Source organism: Chitinivorax sp. B (assembly GCF_005503445.1).
Taxonomy (GTDB): domain Bacteria; phylum Pseudomonadota; class Gammaproteobacteria; order Burkholderiales; family SCOH01; genus Chitinivorax.
In genome coordinates this window covers 1-24,426 of the sequence record NZ_SCOH01000002.1, presented here as the reverse complement: position 1 = coordinate 24,426, position 24,426 = coordinate 1, and the positions used below count along the sequence as shown (strand labels likewise).

Sequence of the window (24,426 nt, the reverse complement as noted above, 5' to 3'; positions counted from 1 at the left end):
GATGACTTATCGTGCAATGATTTTGGCGGCTGGCCGTGGTGAGCGGATGCGGCCGTTGACTGACCACACCCCCAAACCACTGTTGATGGTCGGTGGAAAGCCCTTGATCCAGTGGCATATCGAGCGCCTTGCCAGGGCGGGCGTGACCGAAATGGTTATTAATCATGCTCACCTAGGTAATCAAATTGAGCAGGTCTTGAGGGCAGGCGAGCAATTTGGGGTGGGCATCCGTTATTCGGCCGAACATGAAGCGCTGGAAACGGCGGGCGGTATTGCCCAAGCCTTGCCTTTGCTGGATGACGCACCGTTTATTGTGGTCAGTGCCGATGTTTTTTGCGTGTTTGACTTTGCAATCTTGATTCCGGTTTTGCAAGGGCTTGCATCTGGTGTCTCTGGTCGGGCGCATTTGGTGATGGTGCCGAATGCACCTCATCATCCTGCCGGGGATTTTGGCTTGATGGGCGGTCTGCTCCAATTACAAGGTGGTGAGCGACTGACCTACTCTGGAATTGCCTGCTTCCACCCTGCATTTTTCGCAACGGTACCCCATGGTGCCAAAATGAAACTGGTTGAGTTGCTTCGCCCTGCCATTGAGTCAGGTAGGGTGAGTGGGGAAAGATTTAATGGACACTGGTTGGATGTCGGGACGCCAGCACGTTTGGCGGAAGCCAATGAGCTGGCAGTCATGGCGCGATAGGCGCAATCACTATATTTTTTCGAGATCGATGTAGGCAAGCACGTCGTCTATGAAGCGTTGAATTTTCCGGATTTGATTGAGTGATTGTTGCAACAACACGCGATGTGCCACATCTAGTTCGTCTGCTTGGCAAAGCTGCGTTAAGTCATCGTGCAACAAGTCAATCGGGTTGCGCAGCTGTGACGCAATATTGCTCAGAAATTGCCCACGTACGTGATTGCTGTTTTCGGCATCGTGTTTGGCCCTTGTCAGTGCATGTTCTCGGCGACGTTCGCCAGTTAGGTTCTGCGCATAAAATAGATGAATGATGGGGCTGTCTGGTGATGGCTGGTGTGCCAATAGCTGTAAACGCACCGGGATTTCACCACCATTACTGGACAGTAAGGCCAGTTCCCCACGCCAAATTCGCTCTGTATTGGCGTGGGGGATGGCTGTCTTCATTAGCAGAATATGTGACCAGGCGGGCATCAGCTCGGCACAAATCAGCTCAGCACCTGATGTTTGGGCTATTCCTAGTGTTCTGGCAGCGGTTTGGTTGAGAAACAGTATACGCCCGTCCAAGTCGGTGGCGAATATCAATATGTCGACATCGTCCAGTAACGCAGCGACCGTCATCATTGCAAATGCGTGCTGCAATGTTGGGTCATGGTTGGTGAGTAAGTGACTTGCAGGCCGCACGTTATGCTTTCAGGGGCAAAGGATGCACGCTGTGGGTGACACAACATGGCTCCACGCCAATAGGGCCAACGGCTGATTGTGTCGGTCGTCGGGTATGGCAAGCTGTCGAAAGTCGGTAAGTACGCTACATTCAAACTGATGAAACATTGCCACAATGGGGTTTTATACAATAGTTTGTGTAGTCGTGCTGCTTGAAATATGGAATAAAGCTTGCTCTTTCATAAACATAGCATTTTTATACGAGCTCAACCCTCTTTATGCGGATATTAGGTATTGACCCTGGCTTGCGGGTGACAGGTTTCGGCGTGATCGATGTGAAAGGGCAGGCTCGCTACTACGTTGCCAGTGGATGCGTTCGCACCCTAGGGGATGACTTATTACCTGCCCGGCTGAAATGCATTATTGATGGTTTGTTTGCAATTATTACGGAGTATCAACCTGATCAGGTGGTAATTGAACAGGTCTTCGTCAATGTCAATCCACAATCAACTCTTCTTTTGGGGCAGGCGCGGGGTGCGGCGATTTCTGCGGCAGTGATGCGTGATCTGCCGGTGGCAGAATATACCGCGTTGCAAGTCAAGCAGGCCGTGGTTGGTCATGGCAAGGCTGCCAAGGAGCAGGTGCAGGAAATGGTAAAACGATTGTTGAAACTGGAAGGCTATCCACAGGCGGATGCGGCGGATGCCTTGGCCTGTGCGTTGTGTCATGCCAACCACAATGGTTCGTTGGCCAAAGGTCTGGCCAGTCAGGGTTATCGAGTCAAGCGCGGGCGTTTGGCCTGATCTCTGTATGATTCATCATGCTTGATTATCTTAATTGGGCGTTATCCGAGCAATGACGGAAAGAAAACATGATTGGAAGATTGAATGGTGTGTTGGCTGAAAAGCAGCCACCGCAAATTGTGGTCGATGTAAACGGAGTAGGTTACGAGGTTGATGTTCCGATGAGCACGTTTTATGTTCTGCCGCATTTGAACGAAAAGGTCACCCTGTTTACTCACCACGTGATCAGGGAAGACGCTCATCTGTTATATGGTTTTGCTACCAAAGGTGAACGTGAGACCTTCAGGCAGGTGCTGAAGATATCCGGTATTGGCCCCAAGATTGCCCTGGCCATTCTTTCCGGTATGAGCGCTGATGAGCTTGCCATTGCGATCGCAGGTGAGGATGTGGCAAGGCTATCAAAAATCCCTGGTATAGGGAAAAAAACAGCCGAGCGGTTGGTGTTGGAGCTGCGTGGCAAGCTGAGTTTTGATGGTGGTAGTGCACCGACACCGAGTGGTGGCTTGCCGTTGCTGTCGGTGGCATCTGAACGCAGCGACATTATCAATGCATTGCTGGCGTTGGGATACAACGAACGCGAAGCTGCTGCTGCCATCAAGTTACTGCCAAACGATGTTGGTGTATCGGATGGCATTCGCCTTGCATTGAAAAGCTTGGCCAAAGTTTAGGCCATAGCTCACAACTCACCGGAGAGTCATATAGCCGATGAGTGGTGATCTGCTTCAAGCCTGTTTTCAGTGGGTGTTATGCCGCCAGGCAACTGGCTTGGCGAAAGCGGACAATATCTTCTATCGATAGAATCGGCAGTGCATGCAGTGCAGCGTAATCCCATATAGCCTGACCCTGTGCCATCGTGCCATCTGGATTCATCAATTCGCACAAGACAGTGGCAGGCTGTAATCCCGCCAACAAGGCCAGATCGACGGATCCTTCAGTATGTCCCCGCCTTGAAAGCACTCCACCGGGTGCTGCGCGTAACGGGAACATGTGGCCAGGGCTGACCAGATCATCCGCTTTGGTGTCTGCTGCAATCGCCGCTTGAACGGTCGTGACCCGGTCTGCCGCAGATACGCCCGTACTGATGCCGTGACGTGCCTCAATGGTTATGGTGAAAGCTGTACCATGTCGACTTTGGTTGTGGCTGACCATTGGCGGCAAGTTTAATTGCTTGAGTTTCTCGTCTGTCAGGCACAGACAGACAATGCCGCTGCAATCGCGAATCAGCATTGCCATGGTGGATATAGTGATGCGTTCTGCCGCTATGATCAGATCAGCTTCGTTTTCGCGATCGAGGTCATCCATCAGCAACACAGGTTTGCCAATGCGCATGGCATCCAATGCTGCTGTAACACGCACTTGGAAATCATCGGGATTGAAGTTCATGGTGAAACGCTCCTTGCTGGATGTCGGCAATAAGCGTTTCAGGGCGGAAGCGTCAACACGTGGCCGTACTTTAGGCAACAGCCAAAGCTAGGCAACGGCGGCACTTTGCATCTTCTTTCATCCGGACTATACCGTCGGCTCCGGCCTCTCACCGGATCTGCTGACCTTGATCGTACATCGATTCATACGCATCAAGCGCTCGCGGGCTCAGTTTTTCAACCATACCGCCGGTGGGGAATCGCACCCCGCCCTGAAGACGCACTGAATGTTACCGGCAGTATGCCGGCAGGCGGACTATATCCATATCATGGGGATGGTTCAACCCTGTGTGCAGCAGGGCTAAGTTTGCTGTTATCCGGGTTACAATGTCTTATCAAATGCATGTAATCAGACTCCACCATGATCCAGACTGACAATCTCAAGGCAGCTCCCTCTGAAGACCGGATCGTCACCTCACATAAGCTTTCTGCCCAAGAAGAAGCATTGGAGCGTGCATTACGCCCCAAGTTGTTGGACGAATATGTGGGACAGGAGAAGGCGCGCGGGCAACTCTCTATCTTCATTCAGGCCGCCAAGATGCGTGGCGAGGCATTGGATCATGTCTTGTTGTTTGGCCCACCAGGTCTGGGTAAGACCACATTAGCCCATATTGTGGCGCGGGAGCTGGGTGTCAATTTGCGACAGACTTCTGGTCCGGTGTTGGAGCGGGCTGGCGATCTGGCTGCTTTGCTGACCAATCTTGAGCCGCATGATGTGTTGTTCATTGATGAAATTCACAGATTGAGCCCCGTTGTCGAGGAAATTCTTTACCCGGCTCTGGAAGACTTTCAGCTCGATATCATGATTGGTGAAGGCCCGGCAGCCCGGTCAGTCAAACTGGATCTACCGCCCTTCACCTTGGTGGGTGCGACGACTCGGGCGGGCATGTTGACCAATCCATTGCGTGATCGCTTTGGTATTGTAGCCAGACTTGAGTTTTACACGCCGGAAGAACTGACCAAGATTGTCAGGCGTTCGGCCAGTTTACTGAATGTGCAAATGTCTGAGGATGGTGCTTTCGAGATTGCTCGTCGTTCACGTGGCACCCCTCGTATTGCTAATCGTTTGTTGCGGCGGGTGCGTGACTTTGCTGAGGTTAAAGCTGATGGTCATGTCACACTGGAGGTGGCCGATGCAGCCTTGTTCATGCTGGATGTCGACCATGCCGGGTTGGATTTGATGGATCGCAAGCTGTTGTCCGCCATTCTTCACAAATTTGGTGGCGGTCCGGTAGGTTTGGACAATGTAGGCGCAGCGATTGGCGAAAGTACCGATACGATCGAAGATGTGCTGGAACCCTACCTCATTCAGCAAGGTCTGTTACAGCGTACGCCGCGTGGCCGAATGGCAACTATGTCCACTTATCAACATTTTGGTTTGCAAGCGCCACAAACGCAGCCGGTCAACGGCGATTTGTGGAATGGCAGCTGACCCCGTGATGATTCATGGCTGAGCCGAAGATCAATACAACGGATGACGAAGAAGTCGCGCCATCTGTGGTTGACAGCCCTGTTGTCGAGCCGGCGCCACCGCTGGTACCGCTTGATCCGGTGTTGGTGTGGCACTTGATCAAATTAGTGGCTGCATTGGTACTGTTACCTATTCTGCTGTTCAAGGTGCTTTAAGCCGCTGGTTTTTATCCGGAACGTCGGCGAAATCGCGAACTTTCTCTGTAATACGTTATCATTCTCTGTTTTCGTATCATCGATTTGTTGAAAGGAAATTGTGGAAACCAGTCACGATCTCTCGATGCTAGGCTTGATTGCAAATGCCAGTATTGTGGTGCAGTTGGTGATGCTGGGCTTGGCATTGGCGTCGATGGCATCGTGGGCGATGATCTTCAGCAAACTATTTGCTGTGCGCCACGCGGTCTCTCGCACGCTTGATTTCGAACAGCGTTTTTGGAGTGGGGCGGATTTGAACCGTCTTTATACCGATGTACAGGGGCGAAGCTTGGCGCTAGAGCGAATTTTCGAAGCCGGCTTTACAGAATTCATGAAGCAGCGCAAAACCCCCGGTGCAGAACTGGCTGACGTCATGGACAGTACTCGTCGGGCAATGAAGGCTTCCTCTCAACGGGAGCTTGATCAACTGGATGGCCATTTGTCATTTCTCGCGACAGTGGGTTCGGTCAGCCCCTATGTTGGTCTGTTTGGCACTGTTTGGGGCATCATGAACTCATTTCGGGCGCTTGGTAGCGTAGGCCAGGCAACATTGGCACATGTGGCACCAGGCATTGCAGAGGCGTTGATTGCAACTGCTATTGGTTTGTTTGCAGCTATCCCGGCTGTGATTGCCTATAACCGCTTTGCTGCTGATATTGATCGTTTGGCGGTGCGTTTCGAAAGCTTCATCGAGGAATTTTCCAACATCCTGCAGCGGCAGGGAGCACACCGATGAGTCGACGCCGTCGCCGCGCGATGGCGCAGATGAACGTCGTACCTTACATCGACGTGATGTTGGTACTGTTGGTCATCTTTATGGTGGCTGCACCGATGATGCAATCCGGTACTGTCGACTTGCCCAGTATCGGCAAAGCCGAGACGCCACCTGCTTCGCCTCTGGAAGTGCAGATCGATGCCAAAGGCGAACTGACCTTGCGAGACACGGAAAGTAAACGCAATACCCAGCATTTGTCGCTGGATGAACTGGTGTCGCAGGTCAAGACCGCGGTAGCAAACAAAGCCGATCGTCCGGTTGTGATTTCAGCAGACAAGAATGTGAAATACGATGCGGTGATGCGTGTAATGGATCGCCTGCAACGTGAGCAGATCAGCCGTGTTGGGCTGCTGGTGCGGCCGGAGAGCAAATGACGCAGTCGCAACATGAAGACAAACGGGGGCTATCGCTCGCATTGTCTGTCGGCGTTCATGTGGTTTTTTTCTGTCTACTGGTATTTGGCCTGCAGTGGCAGAATGAACGCAAACAACCGGTATCGGTCGAATTGTGGGCGGGCATGCCCAAGCCAACCACACGCCCGGTTGAGCAGCCTACTCCGCCAAAGAAGGTGGTGAAACGTCCGGTGCCTGAACCGGACCCGGAGGTGTCGGATCACATTGCCAAACCGGACATTGCTATCAAGGAACCCAAGAAGGTGCCTGAAAAGCGTGAGCCGGAAAAGATAGAGAAGAAACCAGAGCCGAAACCGGAATCCAAGCCGGTTGAGAAAAAGCCTGAGCTTAAGCCAGTGCCGCCAGATGAGAAGATCAAGCATGAGCTTAAAACAGCGCAGGATGCCTTGGCCAGGGCGGCTGCACAAAATGAGGCCAAGCTCAAGGCTGCTGCTGATACAGCTAAACAGAAGGCAGTTGGAGACTATATTTCGCAAGTGCAATCGCGGATCAAGCGCTTCGTGAATGTGCCCGATGATGTGCGCGACAACCCAGAAGCCGTGTTTGAAGTGACGTTGTTGCCGACGATGGAAGTGCTTAATGTTGTCAAGCGCAAGTCCAGTGGCAGCACCGCCTACGATGATTCGATTGAGCGTGCCATTTTGAAATCCAGCCCATTGCCGCCATTGCCGGATGGCATGCGTTTCCAGGATTTTCGAGTGTTGCGTTTGGTGTTCAGGCCCAACGATTGATTGGATGGAGTAATGAGTCGTTTCATGATCAGCAAAAAACTATTCGCCATGGCCGCACTGGCTTGCGGTTTGGCATGTCAATACGCAAATGCGGCCTTGACCATCGAGATTATTGGCGGTGGCGCTAAGCAGATCCCGGTGGCTATTGCGCCCTTGGGTAAAGAAGGCGTCCTCAAGGAATCGGTAACAGCCATTGTGCAAGCTGATCTGGCGCGTAGCGGCATGTTCAAGCTGGTGGATGCCGCCAGTGTCAATCCCGTGCCCACCGAACCCAATCAACTCAATTATGGGGACTGGCAGAGCAAAGGGGCGGAAGCGATTGCCATTGGGTCGGTGAGTGATAATGGCGATGGGTCCGCCACTATTCGTGTGCGCTTGATGGATGTATTGCGCAAACAGCAGTTGGCCGGGGTAAGCCATGTGGTCAAACCGAATCAGATTCGTTTGGCGGGCCATAAGATTGCGGATGTGATCTACGAGAAACTGACAGGTGACAAAGGTGTGTTTGCGACCAGAATCGCCTATATCCTGAAGCAAGGTAAGCGTTATGAACTTCAAGTGGCTGATGCTGATGGCTTCAATGCACAAACCGTACTGGCTTCTTCAGAGCCAATCATCTCGCCAGCATGGTCTGCAGATGGTGCAAAATTGGCGTACGTGTCCTTCGAGCAGAAAAAACCTATCGTTTATTCGCATGTGCTAGCTACCGGGCAACGTCGTGTCGTGTCGGCCTCAAAGGGCAGCAACAGCGCACCAGCCTGGTCGCCAGATGGAAGTCGATTGGCTGTGGTGCTGACCAAGGACGGCTTGTCGCAGATCTATGGAATGAACGCAGATGGTTCTGGCTTGACTCGACTCACCAATAGCTCCGGTATTGATACCGAGCCGGAGTTCTCGCCTGATGGTAGCCGCATCGTGTTTACCTCTGATCGAGGTGGCAGCCCTCAAATCTATATGATGTCTTCTTCTGGTGGTGATGTCCGGCGTGTGACTTTTGATTGTGATTATTGTGTATCGCCACGGTTTAGCCCTGATGGTAAGAACCTGACTTTCGTCAAACGGGAAAGTGGCAAATTTCAGGTGGCTGTGATGGATTTGGCGAGTGGTGTGACGACAATTGTGTCCGATACTGCGGCAGATGAATCGCCATCTTTTGCGCCAAACGGTAAAATCATTCTCTATGCCACTGAAGTAGGGCGCAGGGGGGTGCTTGCGGCTGCATCAAGTGATGGTCGGGTCAAGCAGCGCTTACGTGTGCAATCAGGCGATATTCGTGAACCAGCATGGAGCCCAGCTTTTCAATAAAGGTCTGGCTTGAGATGACTCTGTGTTTTATGCGGAATACCAAGTATCTCCAGCCCATTTGGTGGTTCTGTATTGTTCAGTATTGATGCCTGAATCGATCATATTTGGACCAGATACGTTAACATAATCAGTTAAGTGGGAAGATCAAACTTACCCCGCCGGGAAGTATTCCCACCTATATCATTAGGAGAAAACATGAAAAAAGTACTGCTCAGCGCTTTGGTAGTCAGCCTGTTGGCTGCTTGCGCCAGCACTCCCGCGCCGGAAGCTACCCCCAAGGTACCGGTTGAAGACAGAACCTCGCAGCAAGACACGACCAAGTCACCTGAAACCAATCCGGTGCCAAGTGATGGCCTGAGCACTGCCAATCTGCCGCCGCATCAAGACCCGAACAATAAGCTTGCTGAACGTAGCATCTATTTTGACTATGACAAGTATGTCGTACGTGACGATCACAAGGCGCTGGTTGAAGCACACGCTAAATACTTGACTGAGAAACGTGACCTGAAAGTCAAGATCGAAGGCAATGCAGATGAGCGTGGTAGTCGTGAATACAACCTTGCGCTTGGCCAGAAGCGTGCTGAAGCGGTTAAGAAGATGATGTCGACACTCGGTGTAACCGAAGGCCAGATCGAAACCATCAGTTACGGTGAAGAAAAGCCGAAGGCAACGGGCCATGATGAAGAGGCATTTGCCATCAACCGCCGTGCTGATGTCGTTTATTCTGACGATAAGTAAGCGATGATGCCGCGTCTGATGAAGCGCCTGTTCCCGCTAGTGCTGCTGGCCTATGCTGCCAGCAGCCAAGCGGGGCTGTTTGATGACACCGAAGCGCGCAAGATGATTGCTGATCTGAAAGCCCAGATTGAGCAATTGCGTCAGGATAATCATGCAATGCGTGATCGTCTGAATCAACTGGAAACCCGTGTGGATAACCTTAAGGTATCCAATCTGGTTTCGCAGCTGGATGCGCAAGTGGATAACCTGAACAAACTTAATGGGCAATTGGAGGTGTTGCAGTACAACATCGAGCAAACCCAAAAGCGACAAAAGGATTTGTATATTGATCTGGATAGTCGCCTGCGTGCTTTGGAGCCCAATAGCGGTGCTGACGCTGGGACGGGTAGCGGTGGTGAAAAGCCACTGGTTACCGTGGCCAAAGCTGAAGGAGATCAGGCAGCTTATGACGCGGCATTCAATCTTTACAAAATGGGTAATTATCAAGGAGCTGTATCTGGCTTCCGTGAATACTTGAAAGCATACCCAGAGAGTAAGCTGGCACCGAATGCGCAATACTGGATCGGTATGTCCCAGTCAGCGTTGCGAGATTACAAAGGAGCGATTGTCTCCCAGCAGAAGTTGATTGCCGCATGGGCGGATGCAAGCAAAGTACCGGATGCGATGTTTAATATTGCCGCCAATCAGCTGGAGTTGGGGGAGAAGAAAGCCGCCAGAAAGACACTTGACGACCTCGTTGCCAAGTATCCCGTTTCAACAGCCGCAGATAAAGCCAAGCGGTTGCTTGCCAATAGCCGATAATTCAAGCAGCCGACGTGCATCACAACGCGCCGGCTCACAAGACGATGTCCACCACGCAATCCATACGCATTACTGAAATCTTCTATTCACTACAAGGTGAAACCAGCCGAGTTGGTTTACCAACGGTTTTTGTACGCCTCACCGGTTGTCCATTACGCTGCGGATATTGTGATAGCGAATATGCATTCCATGGTGGCTCGGGCTGGACCGTTAATCGTATCTTGGATGAAGTGCAGCAATATGGTACCCCCTATGTTTGTGTGACAGGTGGTGAGCCGCTGGCACAGAAAACCTGTTTGACGCTTTTGAAGCGGCTTTGTGATGAGGGCTATTCTGTATCGCTGGAAACCAGTGGTGCGTTGCCAATCAATGATGTCGACCCTCGTGTTTCACGGATCGTTGATGTGAAGACCCCCGGTTCTGGCGAGGTCATGAAAAATCATTGGCCTAATATCGAATTGTTGACACCTTATGATGAACTGAAATTTGTCATATGCCACGAAGCGGATTATGAATGGGCCAAGCAAGTGTTGATGGAACATCAGTTACATCTACGTTGCCCTGTCCTATTCTCGCCAGTCAATGGTGGAGTGGCGCCGCATGAACTGGCCGACTGGTTATTACGTGACCGCTTGCCGGTCAGGTATCAGCTGCAGTTGCACAAAGTGTTATGGGGTAATATCCCGGGTAAATGATCGGCTCGGTTTTGAGGATGGTTGAAATGAACAAAAAAGCTGTCATCCTGCTGTCTGGCGGGCTTGATTCTGCAACGGTGCTGGCTATTGCTAAAGAACAGAGTTTTGATTGCTATTGCTTGAGCTTCCAGTATGGTCAGCGTCATTCGGCTGAATTGGCTGCTGCCAAACGTGTTGCTCATGCCTTGGGTGCCCGTGAGCATCGGTTGGCGACTATTGATCTGGCTGCATTTGGAGGCTCTGCATTAACTGATAAGTCAATTGACGTGCCAACGGATGGGGTGCAGGAGGGTGTTATTCCAGTGACTTATGTCCCTGCACGGAATACCATCATGCTTTCATATGCGTTGGCTTGGGCAGAGGTTCTACAGGCACAAGACATCTTTGTCGGTGTCAATGCTGTGGATTATTCTGGGTATCCAGATTGTCGCCCTGAATATATTTCGGCTTTCGAAGATATGGCTAACCTTGCTACCAAAGTTGCGGTGGAAGGGCATCCTTTCAAAATCCATACTCCGTTGATTGATCTTACCAAAGCAGAGATTATTTCTGCCGGTGTCACCCGCGCAGTGGATTATGCACTGACTGTTTCCTGCTATCTGGCCGATGAAGAAGGACGTGCTTGTGGGCAATGTGACTCATGCCGTTTGCGCAAGGAAGGCTTTGAATTGGCAGGGGTTGTTGATGTAACGCGCTATCGTTGATTTTAAAAAGGTCGGTTAATTAGTTGACAATTTTCATACGATTGTTAAAATGCCGGCCTTCTTGGGTTGTTAGCTCAGTTGGTAGAGCAGCGGACTCTTAATCCGTAGGTCGTAGGTTCGATCCCTACACAACCCACCAAGTTTCCTCCCGTGGCAGCTCGCCGCGTGCGGGTTGTTAGCTCAGTCGGTAGAGCAGCGGACTTTTAATCCGTTGGTCGCGCGTTCGAGTCGCGCACAACCCACCAATTTCAATGAAATCGCAATTGCACGATTTCAATACCCGCAAAAAACCGGGTTGTTAGCTCAGTCGGTAGAGCAGCGGACTTTTAATCCGTTGGTCGCGCGTTCGAGTCGCGCACAACCCACCAAAATTAAGGCCAGCTTATGCTGGCCTTTTGTTTGGGCGATGGATTCCAGGCAGACTTCAACGACCGTGCTAGAATATTCCTAAGTGGCCGTGTTGGTTATGGCCTTCCTCGGATATTGATATCAAGACTCCATAAATGTCCTGTTCGCCGGTCGAACTCGCCCAAAAGAACCAGGCTCTGATCTTGACCTGGCAACGGTATCGCAAAGTTCCAAGCTTTGAGAACTTCGTCGAGTTTGCGGTTTCCCTTAATGCATTTACCGATTATCTGATCGATAAGGCAGTCACTGGCCTGCTTCACGCTAGTAAGGAGCTTGAGCAGATTGCGTTGTCGCTGTTTGGTGATGAAACCAATCACCCTATGCCGGATATGTCGATGCAGGATCTGCATGACCGAGTGCATACACTTTCCAAGTTGGTGGAAAGTTACGTCCACGCGACAGAACGTTTGGATGATCGTCGCGCTGGCCGTAGTCAACAGGAAATGCGGCCTACACGAGTTGTCTATTTCATTGGACATTCAGCCGAGGAGTGGTTGGATTTGCTTGGGCAGCTTACCTATTTTGGGGTAAAGGTGCTGGAGCTGCGGTGGGATGATCGGCTGCCGCTGGATGCCCCTCCCAATCCTTTAATATTGCTTGATACTAATGACATTCCAACGGAGGATTGGTCTACGCGGTTAAAAGTATTGCGTGAACAGCATCGACTCGCACAAATTATTGGTTTGTCCGTGCCTTCGGATTTTCGTTTACTGCAACTTGCCTTGAAAAGTGGTGCGGACTGGTGCTTTCCACATGGAGCTTCCTTGCAAGGTGTGGTAGCACAAATCCTTGAGCTGAACGACCCTACGGATCAGGAGCCGTTCCGGGTATTGGTGGTAGAGGATTCTCTAACAGCAGCAAGGGCCATTCAGCGTGCGTTGGAAGAGCACCATATCACGACACAATCAATTCAAGACCCACTTCAGGTTCTCAATGCCTTGAGGCAGTTCCAGCCAGATTTGATCCTGATGGATATGTACATGCCCAATTGCACGGGTGTTGAGGCTGCTCGTGTTATTCGGCAACACAACGAATTTCTGTCGATCCCTATTGTCTATTTATCGGGTGAAACTGATGTAGCGTTGCAGGTTGATGCATTGCGCTTGGGGGGGGATCATTTCCTGACCAAACCGTTCAATCAAGTTTTTCTAAATGCGATTGTAAAAAGCAAAATTGAGCGCTATCGCATGTTGCGGCGTTCAATGTTTCACGACAGTCTGACGGGCTTACTCAATCATACCAGTACAAAAACATCGTTGGATGCTGCATTGAATTACGCTCTGCGGGAAAATGGCCGGTTGGCGGTAGCGATGTTAGATATCGATCATTTCAAGAAAGTGAATGATACCTACGGTCACCCTGTGGGAGATCAAATCATTCGAAGTTTGGCCTGGTTGCTCAAACAGCGATTACGTAAGAGCGATATTATTGGCCGTTATGGTGGCGAAGAGTTTGTGATCGGTTTGGTTGGTGTGGATGCAGAGCAGGCTCGATTGGTGCTGGACCGGATTCGTGGAGATTTTGCCCTGATCGAACACCCATATCGTGATACCCGTTTCAATATCACGTTTAGTGCTGGTGTGTCTGCCTATCCAGGTTTTGATTCAGTTGAAGAGTTGATCAATGCAGCTGATGAGGCATTGTACGCTTCAAAGCGAGCGGGCCGAAATCGAATTACCATTGCAGCGGCGACCTAGCCCAGCTTTTTAGCTGAACAGGTGATGAATGTAATAGTAATACTCAATTGGGGTGAGTAGACCGATATGCTAGACTTTCATGTCCTTTCGAATAGTTTGCATCGACGCTTACCATGATTCAGCAACGTACACTCAAGCAACCCGTTAAAGCTAGTGGTGTTGGGCTCCACTCCGGGGATCGTGTCACGCTGCATTTGTGGCCTGCGCCGGTCAACACTGGTTTGGTGTTTCGTCGTGTTGATCTACCCGCTGTTCCAGAGTTTCGGGTGACGCCGGATTTGGTCAACGATACGCGTCTATCTTCAACGCTTGTGAAAGATGGTGTACGGGTCGCCACGATTGAACATTTGATGTCAGCTTTTGCGGGCTTAGGTCTGGACAATCTCTATATTGATATCAATGCTCAAGAAACGCCGATCATGGATGGTAGCGCGGCAACGTTTGTCTATTTACTCCAACAAGCAGGTATTGTGGAGCAGCTAGCACCGAAACGGTTTGTCAGGGTGTTGAAAGCAGTAGAAATACGCGATGGCGACAAATGGGTCAAGCTAGAGCCCCATAATGGGTACAAGGTTTCCTTGACTATCGAATTTCGTCACCCCGCCATCAGTAAATCCAGCCAATCGGTCACCATTGATTTTGCCGATACGAGCTTTGTGACGGAAATTAGCCGGGCTCGTACCTTTGGTTTCATGCATGAGGTCGAGATGATGCGTGAAATGGGTTTGGGCCGTGGTGGAAGTTTCGACAACGCAATTGTTCTGGATGAGTATCGTGTACTGAATGGAGATGGACTGCGTTATGAAGACGAGTTTGTCCGTCATAAAGTGCTGGATGCGATAGGGGATCTGTATATTTTAGGGCACCCGTTGATTGGTGCATTCTCAGGGTTCAAATCCGGTCATATGATGAACAATAAGCTGTTGCGGGCGCTATTGGCGGATGCCTCTGCTTGGGAGTGGGTAACTTTTGACAAGCCTGAGCAAGTGCCCAACTCGTTCCACCGTTTGCAACCCACATTGGTCTGATGACCGTGGGTTGGCTGCGACTAATTGTTATTGTCGTAGCTGTGGTAAGCATTGTATTGGTGTTATTGGGAGTACTCACTCGGCAGCCTGGATACGTACTACTAGCAAAACGTTTGATCAAAACTGGCTTGCTGGTAGGTTTGTTGTATGTTGCATACTACCTGCTCGGTAGGCTGATATGAATCCAGTTCCACTGCGATACAAGAATGCTCTGTGCTTAACGTTGATGTAACTGGCGTTGTAGCAATGTGTTCAGTTTATCTTTCAATTCCGGTGCTTGAACGGTGTCTGCCAATTGGGCAAGACTGTTCAGGGCTGCATCACTCATAAGTGCCTGTTTAGCTTTGATTGCCCGCTCTTCATTTACCGTAACTTTGACACGAATATCAGATGCTTCATAACCCGCTTCGCGCATTTTTTTCAGCAGACTAGGGGTTTGTTGTCTGACACGTGTAGCAATGGCCGCATTCTCGGCAAACAAAACCAACACGCTGCCATCCCATCGAACCACCTGTAATCCTTTTCCGCCGTAAGGTAACAATGACGCAACTTGGCGTTGGGTGGCCAACATGCGTTGGGTTTGTTTGAAAACTGACATCTCGCTGCTGGGCAGCCAATCCTTTAATTGCGGCATAAGACTTGAATATTCCACTGAGTATCCACATCTTAGCTGGGCTTGTACTATATCGCCAAGTGTCAACCAGTGGACAGCATAGGCGTTAACTGGCTGGCGGGTGCGCGGGGATCAGTAGCTATGGTAAGATGCCCAGGTTTTGCAATAACATGCAAAATGCATTTGGGATGAATTTGTTCGTTATCCCATAGATTTTCACGGCAAGGGGGCGGGTTCTACCTCCCCTTGCCTTTTATGAACGATAAGATCAATTGGCCGTTTGTTTAAGGCCAGACAAGAAACGCCCATGATTGCCAACGTCCTGAAGAAAATTTTCGGTAGCCGGAATGATCGGCTGATCAAGCAATATCGTCAGACGGTCGCGCGTATCAATGCTCTGGAAGAGGGCATCGCCAAGCTGACCGATGCCGAATTGCAGGCCAAGACAGAGGAGTTCAAGGCCCGACATCAGAAGGGCGAATCGCTGGATGATTTGTTACCGGAAGCCTTTGCGGTTTGCCGTGAAGCATCCAAGCGTGTGCTGAAGATGCGTCACTTTGATGTGCAACTGATTGGTGGGATGGTTCTACATTACGGCAAGATTTCTGAAATGCGTACAGGTGAAGGTAAGACGCTGGTAGCGACATTGCCTGCCTACTTGAATGCAATTTCCGGTAAGGGTGTTCACGTCATTACTGTCAACGACTATCTGGCGCGCCGCGATGCGGAATGGATGGGGCGTTTGTACAATTTCCTTGGTTTGTCTGTCGGTATCAATCTGAGTCAAATGGATCACGATACCAAGCAAACGGCTTATGCATCGGATATTACATACGGTACGAATAACGAATTCGGCTTCGACTATTTGCGCGACAACATGGTGTATTCACCTAATGAGCGGGTGCAGCGAAGTCTGAATTATGCAATTGTCGATGAAGTTGATTCGATTCTGATCGATGAAGCCCGTACGCCACTGATCATTTCTGGTCAGGCTGACGATAACGTTGATCTTTATCAGCGTATGAATGGCATTGCCCCACAGTTGATCCGTCAGGAGACGGAAGAAGGCCCGGGAGACTATTGGGTGGACGAGAAGGCGCATCAAGTCAGCCTCTCTGAGACAGGCCATGAGCATGCCGAACAACTGCTGACTGAAGCCGGCATGATTGCTGTGGGTGACAGCCTTTATTCTGCGGCAAATATTACGTTAATGCACCATCTGTATGCATCGTTGCGTGCACACAGCTTGTTCCACCGCGACCAGCACTATGTGGTGCAAAATGATGAAATCATTATTGTTGATGAATTTACTGGACGCCTGATGCCTGGACGTCGGTGGTCAGATGGACTTCATCAGGCGGTTGAGGCCAAAGAAGGTGTAACCATCAACAAGGAAAACCAGACTCTTGCTTCGATCACTTTCCAGAATTACTTCCGCATGTATGGTAAGTTGGCGGGCATGACTGGTACTGCTGACACTGAAGCTTATGAGTTCCAGCAAATTTATGGTCTGGAAACTGTTGTGATCCCGACCCATCGTCCGATTGCACGTAAGGACGTGTTGGATCAGGTATATCGCAGTGTCAATGAGAAATTCAAGGCCATTATCCTCGACATCAAAGATTGCCAGAGTCGGGGCCAGCCTGTTTTGGTTGGCACCACCTCAATTGAAGCGTCTGAGTTGTTGTCGAAAATGTTGACCGCCGAAGGGCTCAAGCACCAGGTATTGAACGCCAAGCAGCATGAGAACGAAGCGCAGATAGTTGCTGAGGCTGGCCGACCGGGTACGATCACTATTGCAACCAACATGGCTGGTCGTGGTACGGACATTGTGCTGGGAGGCAATCTTGAAAAGCAGATTTCATTTGCTGAGGCAGATCAGAAGCTTTCTGATTCGGAAAAAGCAGCCAAGATTGAGCAACTGAAAAGCGAGTGGCAAGCCTTGCATGATCAGGTTTTACATGCTGGTGGTTTACATATTGTAGGTACGGAACGTCACGAGTCGCGTCGTATCGATAATCAATTGCGTGGCCGTTCGGGTCGCCAGGGGGATGCAGGTTCAAGCCGTTTCTATCTGTCGCTGGAAGATCCTTTACTCCGTATATTTGCCGGTGACCGCGTAGCCATGATCATGGACCGCTTGAAGATGCCTGAAGGTGAGGCGATTGAGCATCCTTGGGTGACACGAGCCATTGAGAATGCTCAACGTAAGGTAGAAGGCCGTAATTTCGATATCCGTAAGCAATTGCTTGAATATGATGATGTGGCAAACGACCAACGTAAAGTGATCTATCAGCAGCGTAATGAATTATTGGAAGCTGAAGACATTTCGGAAACCATTACAGGTATGCGCGAGGGTGTTATCCAGTCAACTTTTGATACTTATGTTCCACCACAGAGTATTGAAGAGCAATGGGATATACCGGGGCTGGAAAAAGCATTGGCAAGCGACCTGTTGCTTGAGGTGCCTGTTCAGGAATGGTTGAAAGCGGATCAGAACTTGGACCCGATGGGGATGCTGCAGCGAATTGTGGATGAGTCCCATAAGCAATATGCTGCCAAGGTAGAAATGGTTGGTGCCTCATCAATGCACCAGTTTGAGCGTGCGGTGATGTTGCAGAATCTGGATCATGCGTGGCGTGAGCACTTGGCAGCATTGGATCACCTGCGCCAGGGTATTCATTTGCGTGGCTATGCCCAGAAAAACCCGAAGCAAGAATATAAGCGCGAGGCGTTCGACCTGTTTGCAGCTATGTTGGATCGTGTGAAACGTGATGTAACACAAATCCTCATGACTGTTCAAATTCGTGGCCAGGAAGATGTCGAGGCTGTTGAGGAATCGTTGCACGAACCAGATAACATGCAGATGCGCCACGCCGATTTTGGCTCATCCTATGCGTCACCAAGTGACGAGACTGTTGCCGTGGCAAGTGCCGAGGCGAACGAATATTCATTAGTTGGTAGAAATGATCCATGTCCTTGTGGATCAGGTAAGAAATATAAGCAGTGCCATGGCAAGTTGAATTGATCGGTATTGCCAGAAAACAAAAAACCCATGCAATGCATGGGTTTTTTTTCTGGTCAATATAGTCTGGCTTCAGACATTCCCAATAAAAAACAAATGAATAGGTTATTCTTCTATTTGGGTGGCATTGGTTGCAGTAGCGCCTGATGTTGCAAGCTAAACATAAAACCACCCCAATGTCGCCCCCTGTGGAAAATCGGAACAGAGAGTAATGCAAAGATGTCCCCAATATCGCGCACATAAGCCTGGAACAGGAAGTCACCTTGATCTTTGCCACATTTGTAGAGCATTGGATTGCTGTTATGAAAGCGTTTGTCGCGGCTATATGCAGTATTGTGCGAAACATCGTGGGTTTGCGTTTCACAGTATTTGCTGACATGGGTAGGAGGGTAGGTTTCATCAGCCGTTACCATAACTGCAAGATCACATCCTGATATCGAAGTTGTAAGTTGGTCGTAATAGGGTCGAAATAGCTTTTCGAAAGCAGTGTCATAGCTGACATGATACTGAAGTGGGTTAGTACCTTGAATCACCTTATATTGCTTATCAAACAAGTTGTGTCCGTCATTGGCTAGTCTGTCCAGCATGCCCTCACATTGTAGGCGCGCCTCATCTAATTGCTTGATGATGCGATCGAAAGCATGATCACCAAGGTGGAATCGCCCTAGCTTGCGCATGACGTGTTCGGCAGCATTGATCAGATCCAGTGAAGTGTCATAGCAACTCTGCATCAACATTGACATATCGCTTGTCAGCTCGTTCATCGAGCCAACATTTCGGTGAACCTCATGATTGTTCGCTGACAGGGCGTCAATCGCACCGCAGATGCTATCAATCTCGGTATTGACACGTTGACTGCCGTTGGCAAATTGGGTGAGTTGTGTGGTAGCTGCACTTAGTACTTCACTGGTTCGACTGATATTCGTAGCGATGGAAGTGGCAGACGTGGAGGTTTCTTGGGATTGTAGGTGGATACGCTGAGCCTTGTCGGTGACATTTTCTGCCAGGCCACGTGTTCGTTCAGCCAACTTTCGCACTTCGTCGGCCACCACAGCAAAGCCTCGTCCTGCTTCACCCGCACGGGCTGCTTCGATGGCTGCATTCAATGCAAGCAGGTTGGTTTGATCTGAAATTTCACGGATTTCACCAACGCTGCTGATAATGGTTTCGGTATCTTCCAAAAGTTTGCCAATACTGGCAGTAAATCCGTGCATAACATTGGCAGCTTTCATCGCGTTGTCGTTGGCGATCGACATGTCACTCTGTGTGGATTCTGCACCAATGGCTAAATCTTGGGTAAAGCCTGCAATGACGCTAATGCTGCTTTTGACATTATCGACCTCATGGTTGGATTGTTCGGTCAATGCAAAGATACCTTGAGCCAAAGCACGTTGTTCTTGCGCCTTAAGGTTGGCATCTTTTATCTGCTTACCAACCTGGGCGGCTTCAATTGAAAGCTTGATATTGTCGTGTCGTGTGACTTGCAGGGTGTCGGCCAACCCTATTCGGAAGTGATTGAATGCTACTGCAATAGGATTGAACTGTCCGCCCGGCATTGGTATGGGTAATGCCAAGTTTTGGGGGTGTCGCTCAGCCATGTCTGCGACCGTCTCGATAAGGCAATGAACTGGCTTGCAAATGTTTTTCTCCAGCCAAAACAAATTGCAAGTCAGAATAATGCCACCCAATATTGCTACTACTGCTGCACCAAATAGTGTTCCTTGGCAGATAAGCATGTAAATTGCAATGCACAGAGGAAGGCATTGCAGTAGCAATGCCCCGAAAACATACTTCCGCATCTGGTCCTCTCTTTGCTTTGGTCGAGTGTTAGACTGGTATTACTATACGATGACCTTGTCAACGATATGTCTTAGGCAAATTGAGATACATGCCATTGGGTTGGAACCATCTGATACATGTGTTTCAATGGACGTGCTTTGGAGTGGGAATGCAGGGCTTGATCACGTGTGTGTTGTACATGCCAGTTTGTAATGGAAACACACATTTGCCGGCTTCGATCGTGACATGCCGAGCAAAACCACGCGGGTTTGGTGTTTCCATCACAAATTGGATTGCTGCTTACTGGGCCATGGTTGCCAAGGCTTCCTGCTTGGTTGAGCGTGGCGGTGTAAATTGAGGCAATAATTCTGGATGCTCCTGGCAGAAGCGTACACCTGCCTGATATCCAACCTCATACAGATACTTTAGGTTGGAATTTGACCAGTCCATGATCTCCGGCCAGTAAGCATGTGGAATGCTTCCCATCAGGTCCACCTTGAGTAGCTTGCGTTTGGGTTTGCCTGTCTGCTGATCTACATTATGGCAAAGTTCAAACAGTCGGATGTCGTCTTTGGCAATTTCAACTAATGGTGTGATGATTGATTGTACCCAGGCATCGTAGAGATTTCTCGGTGTACGTATCAGTTTGTCTGCCCCAAGAATGTCAAAGATCACCAGCGTATCGACGTCACGCTCGCAGCCTGGCCGATTGTCGTCGTCAGATACCAGAGCTTTGAAATTCAATGTGTCGATTGCTGCACCTTCAATATAGTCATTGCCATCCAAATGGAATGGCGGGTAGATCATTGGGAACGAGAACGCGCATCGTAGGTGGGCAGGCGTGATCTCGTGTTTTCCCCAGATTTCCATTTCCGATCTGGTAACGTTATATGCGTTTATATAGAATTCTGGTTTTATTTTGGCAATTGCAGAAAAATCAATTACCTGCTCGGCAAACGGGAGATGAGCACACAGCCCCAAGCTTCGGCTGCTAAGGTCGGTTGGCGAAAACGTGGCCAATATCAAGCGTAACCAATCTCCGACTACGCCAGATAGTCCGTCGCCAGACCAATCACTGACGATAGGTCGTGTAATGGGGTTTTGTGCCAACATTGCCCGATACCACTCAGCTGCAGGACCTGGTTTCATAAATACTTTGTAATTGACCGGGAAGACATCATAAATAGCGTTAGATACGCCAACCGACGACCAAGCCTTGAGTGCCTTGATCGCATCACCGTCTTTGGGAGCTTGATAAAGCAAGCCCATTAATGCACCAGCTCCCGATGCAGAAATGACATCAAACTGCATGTTGTGCTCAATGAAGGCCACTAAGGCACCGGCCATCAAACTGGAATTAGGCGCACCACCACCAATCAGCAGTGCGGTTCTTTGACTACGGGATGAAGCTGCTTTGCCTGCCATGATCACTCCTCGTACAAGGTGACCCTGTTCTATCGTGTATCACTTGGCCGCCGACAGCATGCCAAGTTGCCAGTCAGTAAATGCAATATTCGGAAGGCGGATATCGATAGTTCAGGACTGCATTATGGGATGCCGGTACTTGACTGCAATAGGCATTGTAGACAGCGAATCTGACTTTTGTGGTGCATTGCACCATCCGAATCTGGAGATGTATTGCTCAGATGCGGTACGGTACGAAAACGAAGAGGATAATTAAAGTGACAGGGAGATGGAGCGGGTGAACGGGATCGAACCGTCGTATGCAGCTTGGGAAGCTGCCGTTCTACCATTGAACTACACCCGCGTTCAGCAGAGGCGACATTTTAGACGGGTTGCCTGTTACTGGCAACCCGTCTGTTCAGTTAACGAAGGCTCGGGTGGCTTCCTTGCTGGGCTGATACTCATTGACCAATGCTTGCAGGCTGGAACGCAACTCTTGGGGCGACGGGCGACGGGTTTGGGTAATCCACGAGACAGTCATTTCCAGCCATTGATGTTCTGCTGTTCTAGCCTTGGCGATTCTCAGTTTAGGGTGTGGGGTAGGGAGTGTATGCTCGTCATCTGCGAGCAATTCTTCGTATAATTTTTCACCAGGACGCAGCCCAGTAAACTGGATTGGAATTTGCTCTTCATCAAAACCTGAAAGACGGATCATTTCTTTTGCCAGATCAACGATTTTGATGGGTTTCCCCATGTCCAATACAAAAATCTGTCCTTTTGTACCCATTACACCTGCCTGCAACACAAGTTGTGCAGCTTCAGGAATCGACATGAAGTAGCGGGTGATTTCTGGGTGGGTGACGGTAATTGGACCACCGCGCTCAATCTGTTCACGGAATTTAGGCACGACGCTTCCATTGCTGCCCAATACATTGCCGAAGCGAACAATAACAAACTCAGTATCATGGTGGCCTTGCAAACTTTGGCAGACCATTTCAGCCATGCGTTTGGAGGCACCCATCACGTTTGTCGGGTTAACTGCTTTGTCTGTTGAAATCAGCACAAACTTACTTACACCATATTCCATACTTGCCATGGCTAGACAGTAAGTACCAAATACATTGTTACGTACTGCTTCCCATGCGTTGCAGCTTTCCATCAATGGAACGTGCTTATAGGCTGCGGCATGGAATACAAGAGATGGCTTGAAACGGGACATGATGTCATCCAGCCGAGCTTTGTCCTTGACATCCCCTACCAGATAATCGATGAGTTCATCGCGATGATTTTTCTCAAATTCCTGTTCAATTCGATACAGCGCGAATTCATTCAGTTCAAGCAGCAGCAGTCGCTTAGGGCGGAATTTCAAGATTTGACGGCTAAGTTCGGAGCCAATGGATCCGCCAGCGCCACTGACCAATACCACTTTATCGGTGATCAAATGTTTCAAACCTGCAATATCCAAATCAACAGGGTGGCGGCCAAGGAGATCGTCAATTTCCACCTCTCGTACTGCAGAAATGGAGATATTACCTGAAAGCAAATCATCCAAGGATGGAACTGTCAGTACTTTCACTGCGGCTGCCTCGCAGACTCTCAGCATACGTTCCCGCTCACTAGGCGTAGCGGATGGTGCAGCTATCAGGCAGGTTGAAACCCGCATACGCTTTGTCCATGTTGGTAAATGGATAATAGGATCCAATACCTTAACACCATATATTTCCCGTTGATGTTTAGCCGGGTCATCATCTAGAAGTCCCACTACACGCCACTTGGGGTGGCGTGAAAGATCCCATAGCAGTTTTGAAGCGGCGGCTCCTGCTCCTAGTACTAAAATAGGTTCCCGATCGGCATTGTACTGTGCCCGATCTTTCCATGATCGATAGAGTGCGCGACTACCACCCATCAAACACACCAGCAGCAATGGATTGAGAATCGCAACAGACCGTGGTATATGGCTGACCTGTAACATATAGACCACCAGAAAGGTTGCCATGGTTGCAATGGTAATGGCTGCCAGGATATTTTTCAGGTCTGGTAAGCTGGCATAGCGCCAGATACCGCGATATAGACCAAATTTCCAGAAAAAAATTGAATAGATCACCAGTGCTAATAGCATAGAGTGCCAAACTGTGGTGGAAAATGGTTCTGGCAAGGTGAGATTGAAGCGTAGCCAGAACGATAGATACCACGCGATTGCAACAGCAGTGATGTCATGCCCAAAAGCAAGTAGGGCTAAGAAATTGAGTTTACTTAATCTTTTTATATCGAGTATAGACATATCTAATGTACCTTGCTTGCTCTAATGAACAAGCAGATGAATTGTACTTTGGCAAGTCATGGGCTCCCATGATTGTCAGCGACCTGTATTAGACTAGCGGAACTGCAGTGCGTCGAAACACGGACTTAATCCATAAACAGGGAGGTTATTCATATTGTATGGAGAAGTATCCTTGCCGAGTACAGCGACAGTAGGCAAAGTTAAGTCATTCTATTTAAATATTTAACTTAAGGCATCTCTGCACGAATCAAAAATCGAAAAACAGCACCTAGTAAATTCAAGCACTTAAGATTGAAGAATCTGTCAAAATCCGATTTGTGCAGAGGTGCCTTAACCAATTGCAAGTTGTTGTTTTACTATTGCTCCCAGGGCGGGATCGAACTTTACTCCTTGTTTAGTCAAATAAAAGCTCAGTCCTGAAGCGCGGATCCCATGCTGCCCGCTGTCGTTTGCCCGCGACACTATCCTTGCGCTTGGTATGCTGCCGGATCACGCTCAGTGCCACGCGGTTGAATAACGCCAGCTGCGCCGCACCCTCCGGGTCAGCCACACGCAGCTCGTCCTCACGGAAGACTACGTCGAGTACCCAGTGCAGTTCATTCTCGATGCCCCAGTGACGGCGAACCGCATGGGCTGCCTGCCTGGCGTCCACCGGCAGGGAACTCAGGTACCGGCGTGCGTCGCTGCAGCTTCGGCCGCCCTCGGTGCGCTCACTGCTCACTTCAATAAGCGTCTTCACGTGGGGCCAGCGGGCCGCGAGTTCAGGCGGTAAGGTGGCGGGCAATT

Annotated in this window: 23 protein-coding genes, 4 tRNA genes and 1 riboswitch; of the genes, 19 read left to right on the top strand and 8 right to left on the bottom strand. The window is 49.8% G+C overall.

Annotation, left to right across the window (positions count from 1 at the left end):
- The first annotated feature begins 1 nt into the window (after position 1).
- Positions 2-697, top strand: coding sequence for an N-acetylmuramate alpha-1-phosphate uridylyltransferase MurU (gene murU, locus FFS57_RS01555; RefSeq protein ID WP_249383844.1), 696 nt, complete (start codon positions 2-4; stop codon positions 695-697).
- 9 nt (positions 698-706) lie between these two features.
- Here murU and FFS57_RS01550 read toward each other — a convergent pair whose 3' ends face one another.
- On the bottom strand, positions 707-1,315 hold the full coding sequence (locus FFS57_RS01550; protein WP_137935996.1) for a PAS domain-containing protein: 609 nt from the start codon (positions 1,313-1,315) through the stop codon (positions 707-709).
- Between the two features lie 317 nt (positions 1,316-1,632).
- Between FFS57_RS01550 and ruvC the strand changes: the two genes are divergently transcribed.
- Both ruvC and ruvA read left to right on the top strand, forming a co-directional pair.
- The gene (ruvC, locus tag FFS57_RS01545; RefSeq protein WP_137935995.1) at positions 1,633-2,157 is read left to right on the top strand and encodes a crossover junction endodeoxyribonuclease RuvC; all 525 of its coding nucleotides are present in this window, start codon (positions 1,633-1,635) and stop codon (positions 2,155-2,157) included.
- 68 nt (positions 2,158-2,225) lie between these two features.
- Positions 2,226-2,825, top strand: a complete 600-nt coding sequence (gene ruvA, locus FFS57_RS01540; protein ID WP_137935994.1) for a Holliday junction branch migration protein RuvA — start codon at positions 2,226-2,228, stop codon at positions 2,823-2,825.
- A 76-nt stretch (positions 2,826-2,901) separates the two neighbouring features.
- On the opposite strand, the gene ribB is transcribed toward ruvA, so the two are convergent.
- Positions 2,902-3,540, bottom strand: a complete 639-nt coding sequence (gene ribB / locus FFS57_RS01535) for a 3,4-dihydroxy-2-butanone-4-phosphate synthase (RefSeq protein WP_137935993.1) — start codon at positions 3,538-3,540, stop codon at positions 2,902-2,904.
- A 105-nt stretch (positions 3,541-3,645) separates the two neighbouring features.
- Positions 3,646-3,802: riboswitch (FMN riboswitch) on the bottom strand.
- 137 nt (positions 3,803-3,939) lie between these two features.
- Between ribB and ruvB the strand changes: the two genes are divergently transcribed.
- The 15 genes from ruvB to lpxC all read left to right on the top strand — a co-directional run bounded on the left by ruvB (position 3,940) and on the right by lpxC (position 14,538).
- On the top strand, positions 3,940-5,010 hold the full coding sequence (ruvB, locus tag FFS57_RS01530; RefSeq protein ID WP_137935992.1) for a Holliday junction branch migration DNA helicase RuvB: 1,071 nt from the start codon (positions 3,940-3,942) through the stop codon (positions 5,008-5,010).
- 14 nt (positions 5,011-5,024) lie between these two features.
- Positions 5,025-5,204 carry a hypothetical protein gene (locus tag FFS57_RS01525; protein ID WP_137935991.1) on the top strand — a complete coding sequence of 60 codons (180 nt, stop codon included), beginning with the start codon at positions 5,025-5,027 and terminating at the stop codon, positions 5,202-5,204.
- A gap of 100 nt (positions 5,205-5,304) precedes the next feature.
- A complete protein-coding gene (gene tolQ / locus FFS57_RS01520) occupies positions 5,305-5,979 on the top strand; it encodes a protein TolQ (RefSeq protein WP_249383843.1) in 675 nt (224 codons plus the stop codon).
- The gene (gene tolR, locus FFS57_RS01515) at positions 5,976-6,392 is read left to right on the top strand and encodes a protein TolR (RefSeq protein ID WP_137935990.1); all 417 of its coding nucleotides are present in this window, start codon (positions 5,976-5,978) and stop codon (positions 6,390-6,392) included. The genes tolQ and tolR overlap by 4 nt, the downstream gene beginning before the upstream one ends.
- The gene (tolA, locus tag FFS57_RS01510; RefSeq protein ID WP_137935989.1) at positions 6,389-7,162 is read left to right on the top strand and encodes a cell envelope integrity protein TolA; all 774 of its coding nucleotides are present in this window, start codon (positions 6,389-6,391) and stop codon (positions 7,160-7,162) included. Before tolR ends, tolA begins: the two co-directional genes overlap by 4 nt.
- 12 nt (positions 7,163-7,174) lie before the next feature.
- The gene (gene tolB / locus FFS57_RS01505) at positions 7,175-8,467 is read left to right on the top strand and encodes a Tol-Pal system beta propeller repeat protein TolB (RefSeq protein WP_137935988.1); all 1,293 of its coding nucleotides are present in this window, start codon (positions 7,175-7,177) and stop codon (positions 8,465-8,467) included.
- A gap of 195 nt (positions 8,468-8,662) precedes the next feature.
- Positions 8,663-9,205 (top strand): peptidoglycan-associated lipoprotein Pal, encoded by a 543-nt coding sequence (gene pal / locus FFS57_RS01500; protein ID WP_137935987.1) that lies wholly within the window; start codon positions 8,663-8,665, stop codon positions 9,203-9,205.
- Between the two features lie 3 nt (positions 9,206-9,208).
- A complete protein-coding gene (gene ybgF / locus FFS57_RS01495) occupies positions 9,209-10,006 on the top strand; it encodes a tol-pal system protein YbgF (protein ID WP_137935986.1) in 798 nt (265 codons plus the stop codon).
- Between the two features lie 44 nt (positions 10,007-10,050).
- Positions 10,051-10,701 (top strand): 7-carboxy-7-deazaguanine synthase QueE, encoded by a 651-nt coding sequence (gene queE / locus FFS57_RS01490; protein WP_137936189.1) that lies wholly within the window; start codon positions 10,051-10,053, stop codon positions 10,699-10,701.
- Between the two features lie 26 nt (positions 10,702-10,727).
- The gene (gene queC, locus FFS57_RS01485; protein WP_137935985.1) at positions 10,728-11,405 is read left to right on the top strand and encodes a 7-cyano-7-deazaguanine synthase QueC; all 678 of its coding nucleotides are present in this window, start codon (positions 10,728-10,730) and stop codon (positions 11,403-11,405) included.
- Positions 11,406-11,468: 63 nt separating this feature from the next.
- Positions 11,469-11,544, top strand: a tRNA-Lys gene (locus tag FFS57_RS01480).
- Between the two features lie 30 nt (positions 11,545-11,574).
- Positions 11,575-11,650: transfer RNA gene (locus FFS57_RS01475), tRNA-Lys, on the top strand.
- Between the two features lie 47 nt (positions 11,651-11,697).
- A tRNA-Lys gene (locus tag FFS57_RS01470) sits at positions 11,698-11,773 on the top strand.
- Between the two features lie 135 nt (positions 11,774-11,908).
- Complete coding sequence (locus tag FFS57_RS01465; RefSeq protein ID WP_137935984.1) at positions 11,909-13,510, top strand: GGDEF domain-containing protein; 1,602 nt, start codon at positions 11,909-11,911, stop codon at positions 13,508-13,510.
- 113 nt (positions 13,511-13,623) lie between these two features.
- Positions 13,624-14,538 (top strand): UDP-3-O-acyl-N-acetylglucosamine deacetylase, encoded by a 915-nt coding sequence (gene lpxC / locus FFS57_RS01460; RefSeq protein ID WP_137935983.1) that lies wholly within the window; start codon positions 13,624-13,626, stop codon positions 14,536-14,538.
- A gap of 217 nt (positions 14,539-14,755) precedes the next feature.
- On the opposite strand, the gene FFS57_RS01455 is transcribed toward lpxC, so the two are convergent.
- Positions 14,756-15,172: a DciA family protein gene (locus FFS57_RS01455; RefSeq protein WP_283204893.1), complete on the bottom strand. Its 417-nt coding sequence runs from the start codon at positions 15,170-15,172 to the stop codon at positions 14,756-14,758.
- Positions 15,173-15,458: 286 nt separating this feature from the next.
- On the opposite strand from FFS57_RS01455, the gene secA reads away from it, so the two are divergent.
- Positions 15,459-18,179, top strand: a complete 2,721-nt coding sequence (secA, locus tag FFS57_RS01450) for a preprotein translocase subunit SecA (RefSeq protein WP_137935981.1) — start codon at positions 15,459-15,461, stop codon at positions 18,177-18,179.
- Positions 18,180-18,289: 110 nt separating this feature from the next.
- Here secA and FFS57_RS01445 read toward each other — a convergent pair whose 3' ends face one another.
- From FFS57_RS01445 to FFS57_RS01425, 5 genes are all read right to left on the bottom strand, one after another.
- Positions 18,290-19,390: a methyl-accepting chemotaxis protein gene (locus tag FFS57_RS01445; RefSeq protein ID WP_502705891.1), complete on the bottom strand. Its 1,101-nt coding sequence runs from the start codon at positions 19,388-19,390 to the stop codon at positions 18,290-18,292.
- 865 nt (positions 19,391-20,255) lie between these two features.
- Positions 20,256-21,380 carry a patatin-like phospholipase family protein gene (locus FFS57_RS01440; protein WP_137935979.1) on the bottom strand — a complete coding sequence of 375 codons (1,125 nt, stop codon included), beginning with the start codon at positions 21,378-21,380 and terminating at the stop codon, positions 20,256-20,258.
- A gap of 269 nt (positions 21,381-21,649) precedes the next feature.
- A tRNA-Gly gene (locus FFS57_RS01435) sits at positions 21,650-21,723 on the bottom strand.
- 54 nt (positions 21,724-21,777) lie between these two features.
- Positions 21,778-23,640: a nucleoside-diphosphate sugar epimerase/dehydratase gene (locus tag FFS57_RS01430; RefSeq protein WP_137935978.1), complete on the bottom strand. Its 1,863-nt coding sequence runs from the start codon at positions 23,638-23,640 to the stop codon at positions 21,778-21,780.
- A 394-nt stretch (positions 23,641-24,034) separates the two neighbouring features.
- Positions 24,035-24,426, bottom strand: a 392-nt coding sequence (locus FFS57_RS01425) for an ISAs1 family transposase (protein ID WP_212749153.1), incomplete at its 5' end; no start/stop codon positions are given.

Bases quoted from the DNA above. Each gene is read 5' to 3' on its own strand.
- murU (WP_249383844.1), top strand. From the start codon at position 2: ATGACTTATCGTGCAATGATTTTGGCGGCTGGCCGTGGTGAGCGGATG.
- FFS57_RS01550 (WP_137935996.1), bottom strand. From the start codon at position 1,315: ATGATGACGGTCGCTGCGTTACTGGACGATGTCGACATATTGATATTC.
- ruvC (WP_137935995.1), top strand. From the start codon at position 1,633: ATGCGGATATTAGGTATTGACCCTGGCTTGCGGGTGACAGGTTTCGGC.
- ruvA (WP_137935994.1), top strand. From the start codon at position 2,226: ATGATTGGAAGATTGAATGGTGTGTTGGCTGAAAAGCAGCCACCGCAA.
- ribB (WP_137935993.1), bottom strand. From the start codon at position 3,540: ATGAACTTCAATCCCGATGATTTCCAAGTGCGTGTTACAGCAGCATTG.
- ruvB (WP_137935992.1), top strand. From the start codon at position 3,940: ATGATCCAGACTGACAATCTCAAGGCAGCTCCCTCTGAAGACCGGATC.
- FFS57_RS01525 (WP_137935991.1), top strand. From the start codon at position 5,025: ATGGCTGAGCCGAAGATCAATACAACGGATGACGAAGAAGTCGCGCCA.
- tolR (WP_137935990.1), top strand. From the start codon at position 5,976: ATGAGTCGACGCCGTCGCCGCGCGATGGCGCAGATGAACGTCGTACCT.
- tolA (WP_137935989.1), top strand. From the start codon at position 6,389: ATGACGCAGTCGCAACATGAAGACAAACGGGGGCTATCGCTCGCATTG.
- tolB (WP_137935988.1), top strand. From the start codon at position 7,175: ATGAGTCGTTTCATGATCAGCAAAAAACTATTCGCCATGGCCGCACTG.
- pal (WP_137935987.1), top strand. From the start codon at position 8,663: ATGAAAAAAGTACTGCTCAGCGCTTTGGTAGTCAGCCTGTTGGCTGCT.
- ybgF (WP_137935986.1), top strand. From the start codon at position 9,209: ATGATGCCGCGTCTGATGAAGCGCCTGTTCCCGCTAGTGCTGCTGGCC.
- queE (WP_137936189.1), top strand. From the start codon at position 10,051: ATGTCCACCACGCAATCCATACGCATTACTGAAATCTTCTATTCACTA.
- queC (WP_137935985.1), top strand. From the start codon at position 10,728: ATGAACAAAAAAGCTGTCATCCTGCTGTCTGGCGGGCTTGATTCTGCA.
- FFS57_RS01465 (WP_137935984.1), top strand. From the start codon at position 11,909: ATGTCCTGTTCGCCGGTCGAACTCGCCCAAAAGAACCAGGCTCTGATC.
- lpxC (WP_137935983.1), top strand. From the start codon at position 13,624: ATGATTCAGCAACGTACACTCAAGCAACCCGTTAAAGCTAGTGGTGTT.
- FFS57_RS01455 (WP_283204893.1), bottom strand. From the start codon at position 15,172: ATGCCGCAATTAAAGGATTGGCTGCCCAGCAGCGAGATGTCAGTTTTC.
- secA (WP_137935981.1), top strand. From the start codon at position 15,459: ATGATTGCCAACGTCCTGAAGAAAATTTTCGGTAGCCGGAATGATCGG.
- FFS57_RS01445 (WP_502705891.1), bottom strand. From the start codon at position 19,390: ATGCACGGATTTACTGCCAGTATTGGCAAACTTTTGGAAGATACCGAA.
- FFS57_RS01440 (WP_137935979.1), bottom strand. From the start codon at position 21,380: ATGGCAGGCAAAGCAGCTTCATCCCGTAGTCAAAGAACCGCACTGCTG.
- FFS57_RS01430 (WP_137935978.1), bottom strand. From the start codon at position 23,640: ATGTCTATACTCGATATAAAAAGATTAAGTAAACTCAATTTCTTAGCC.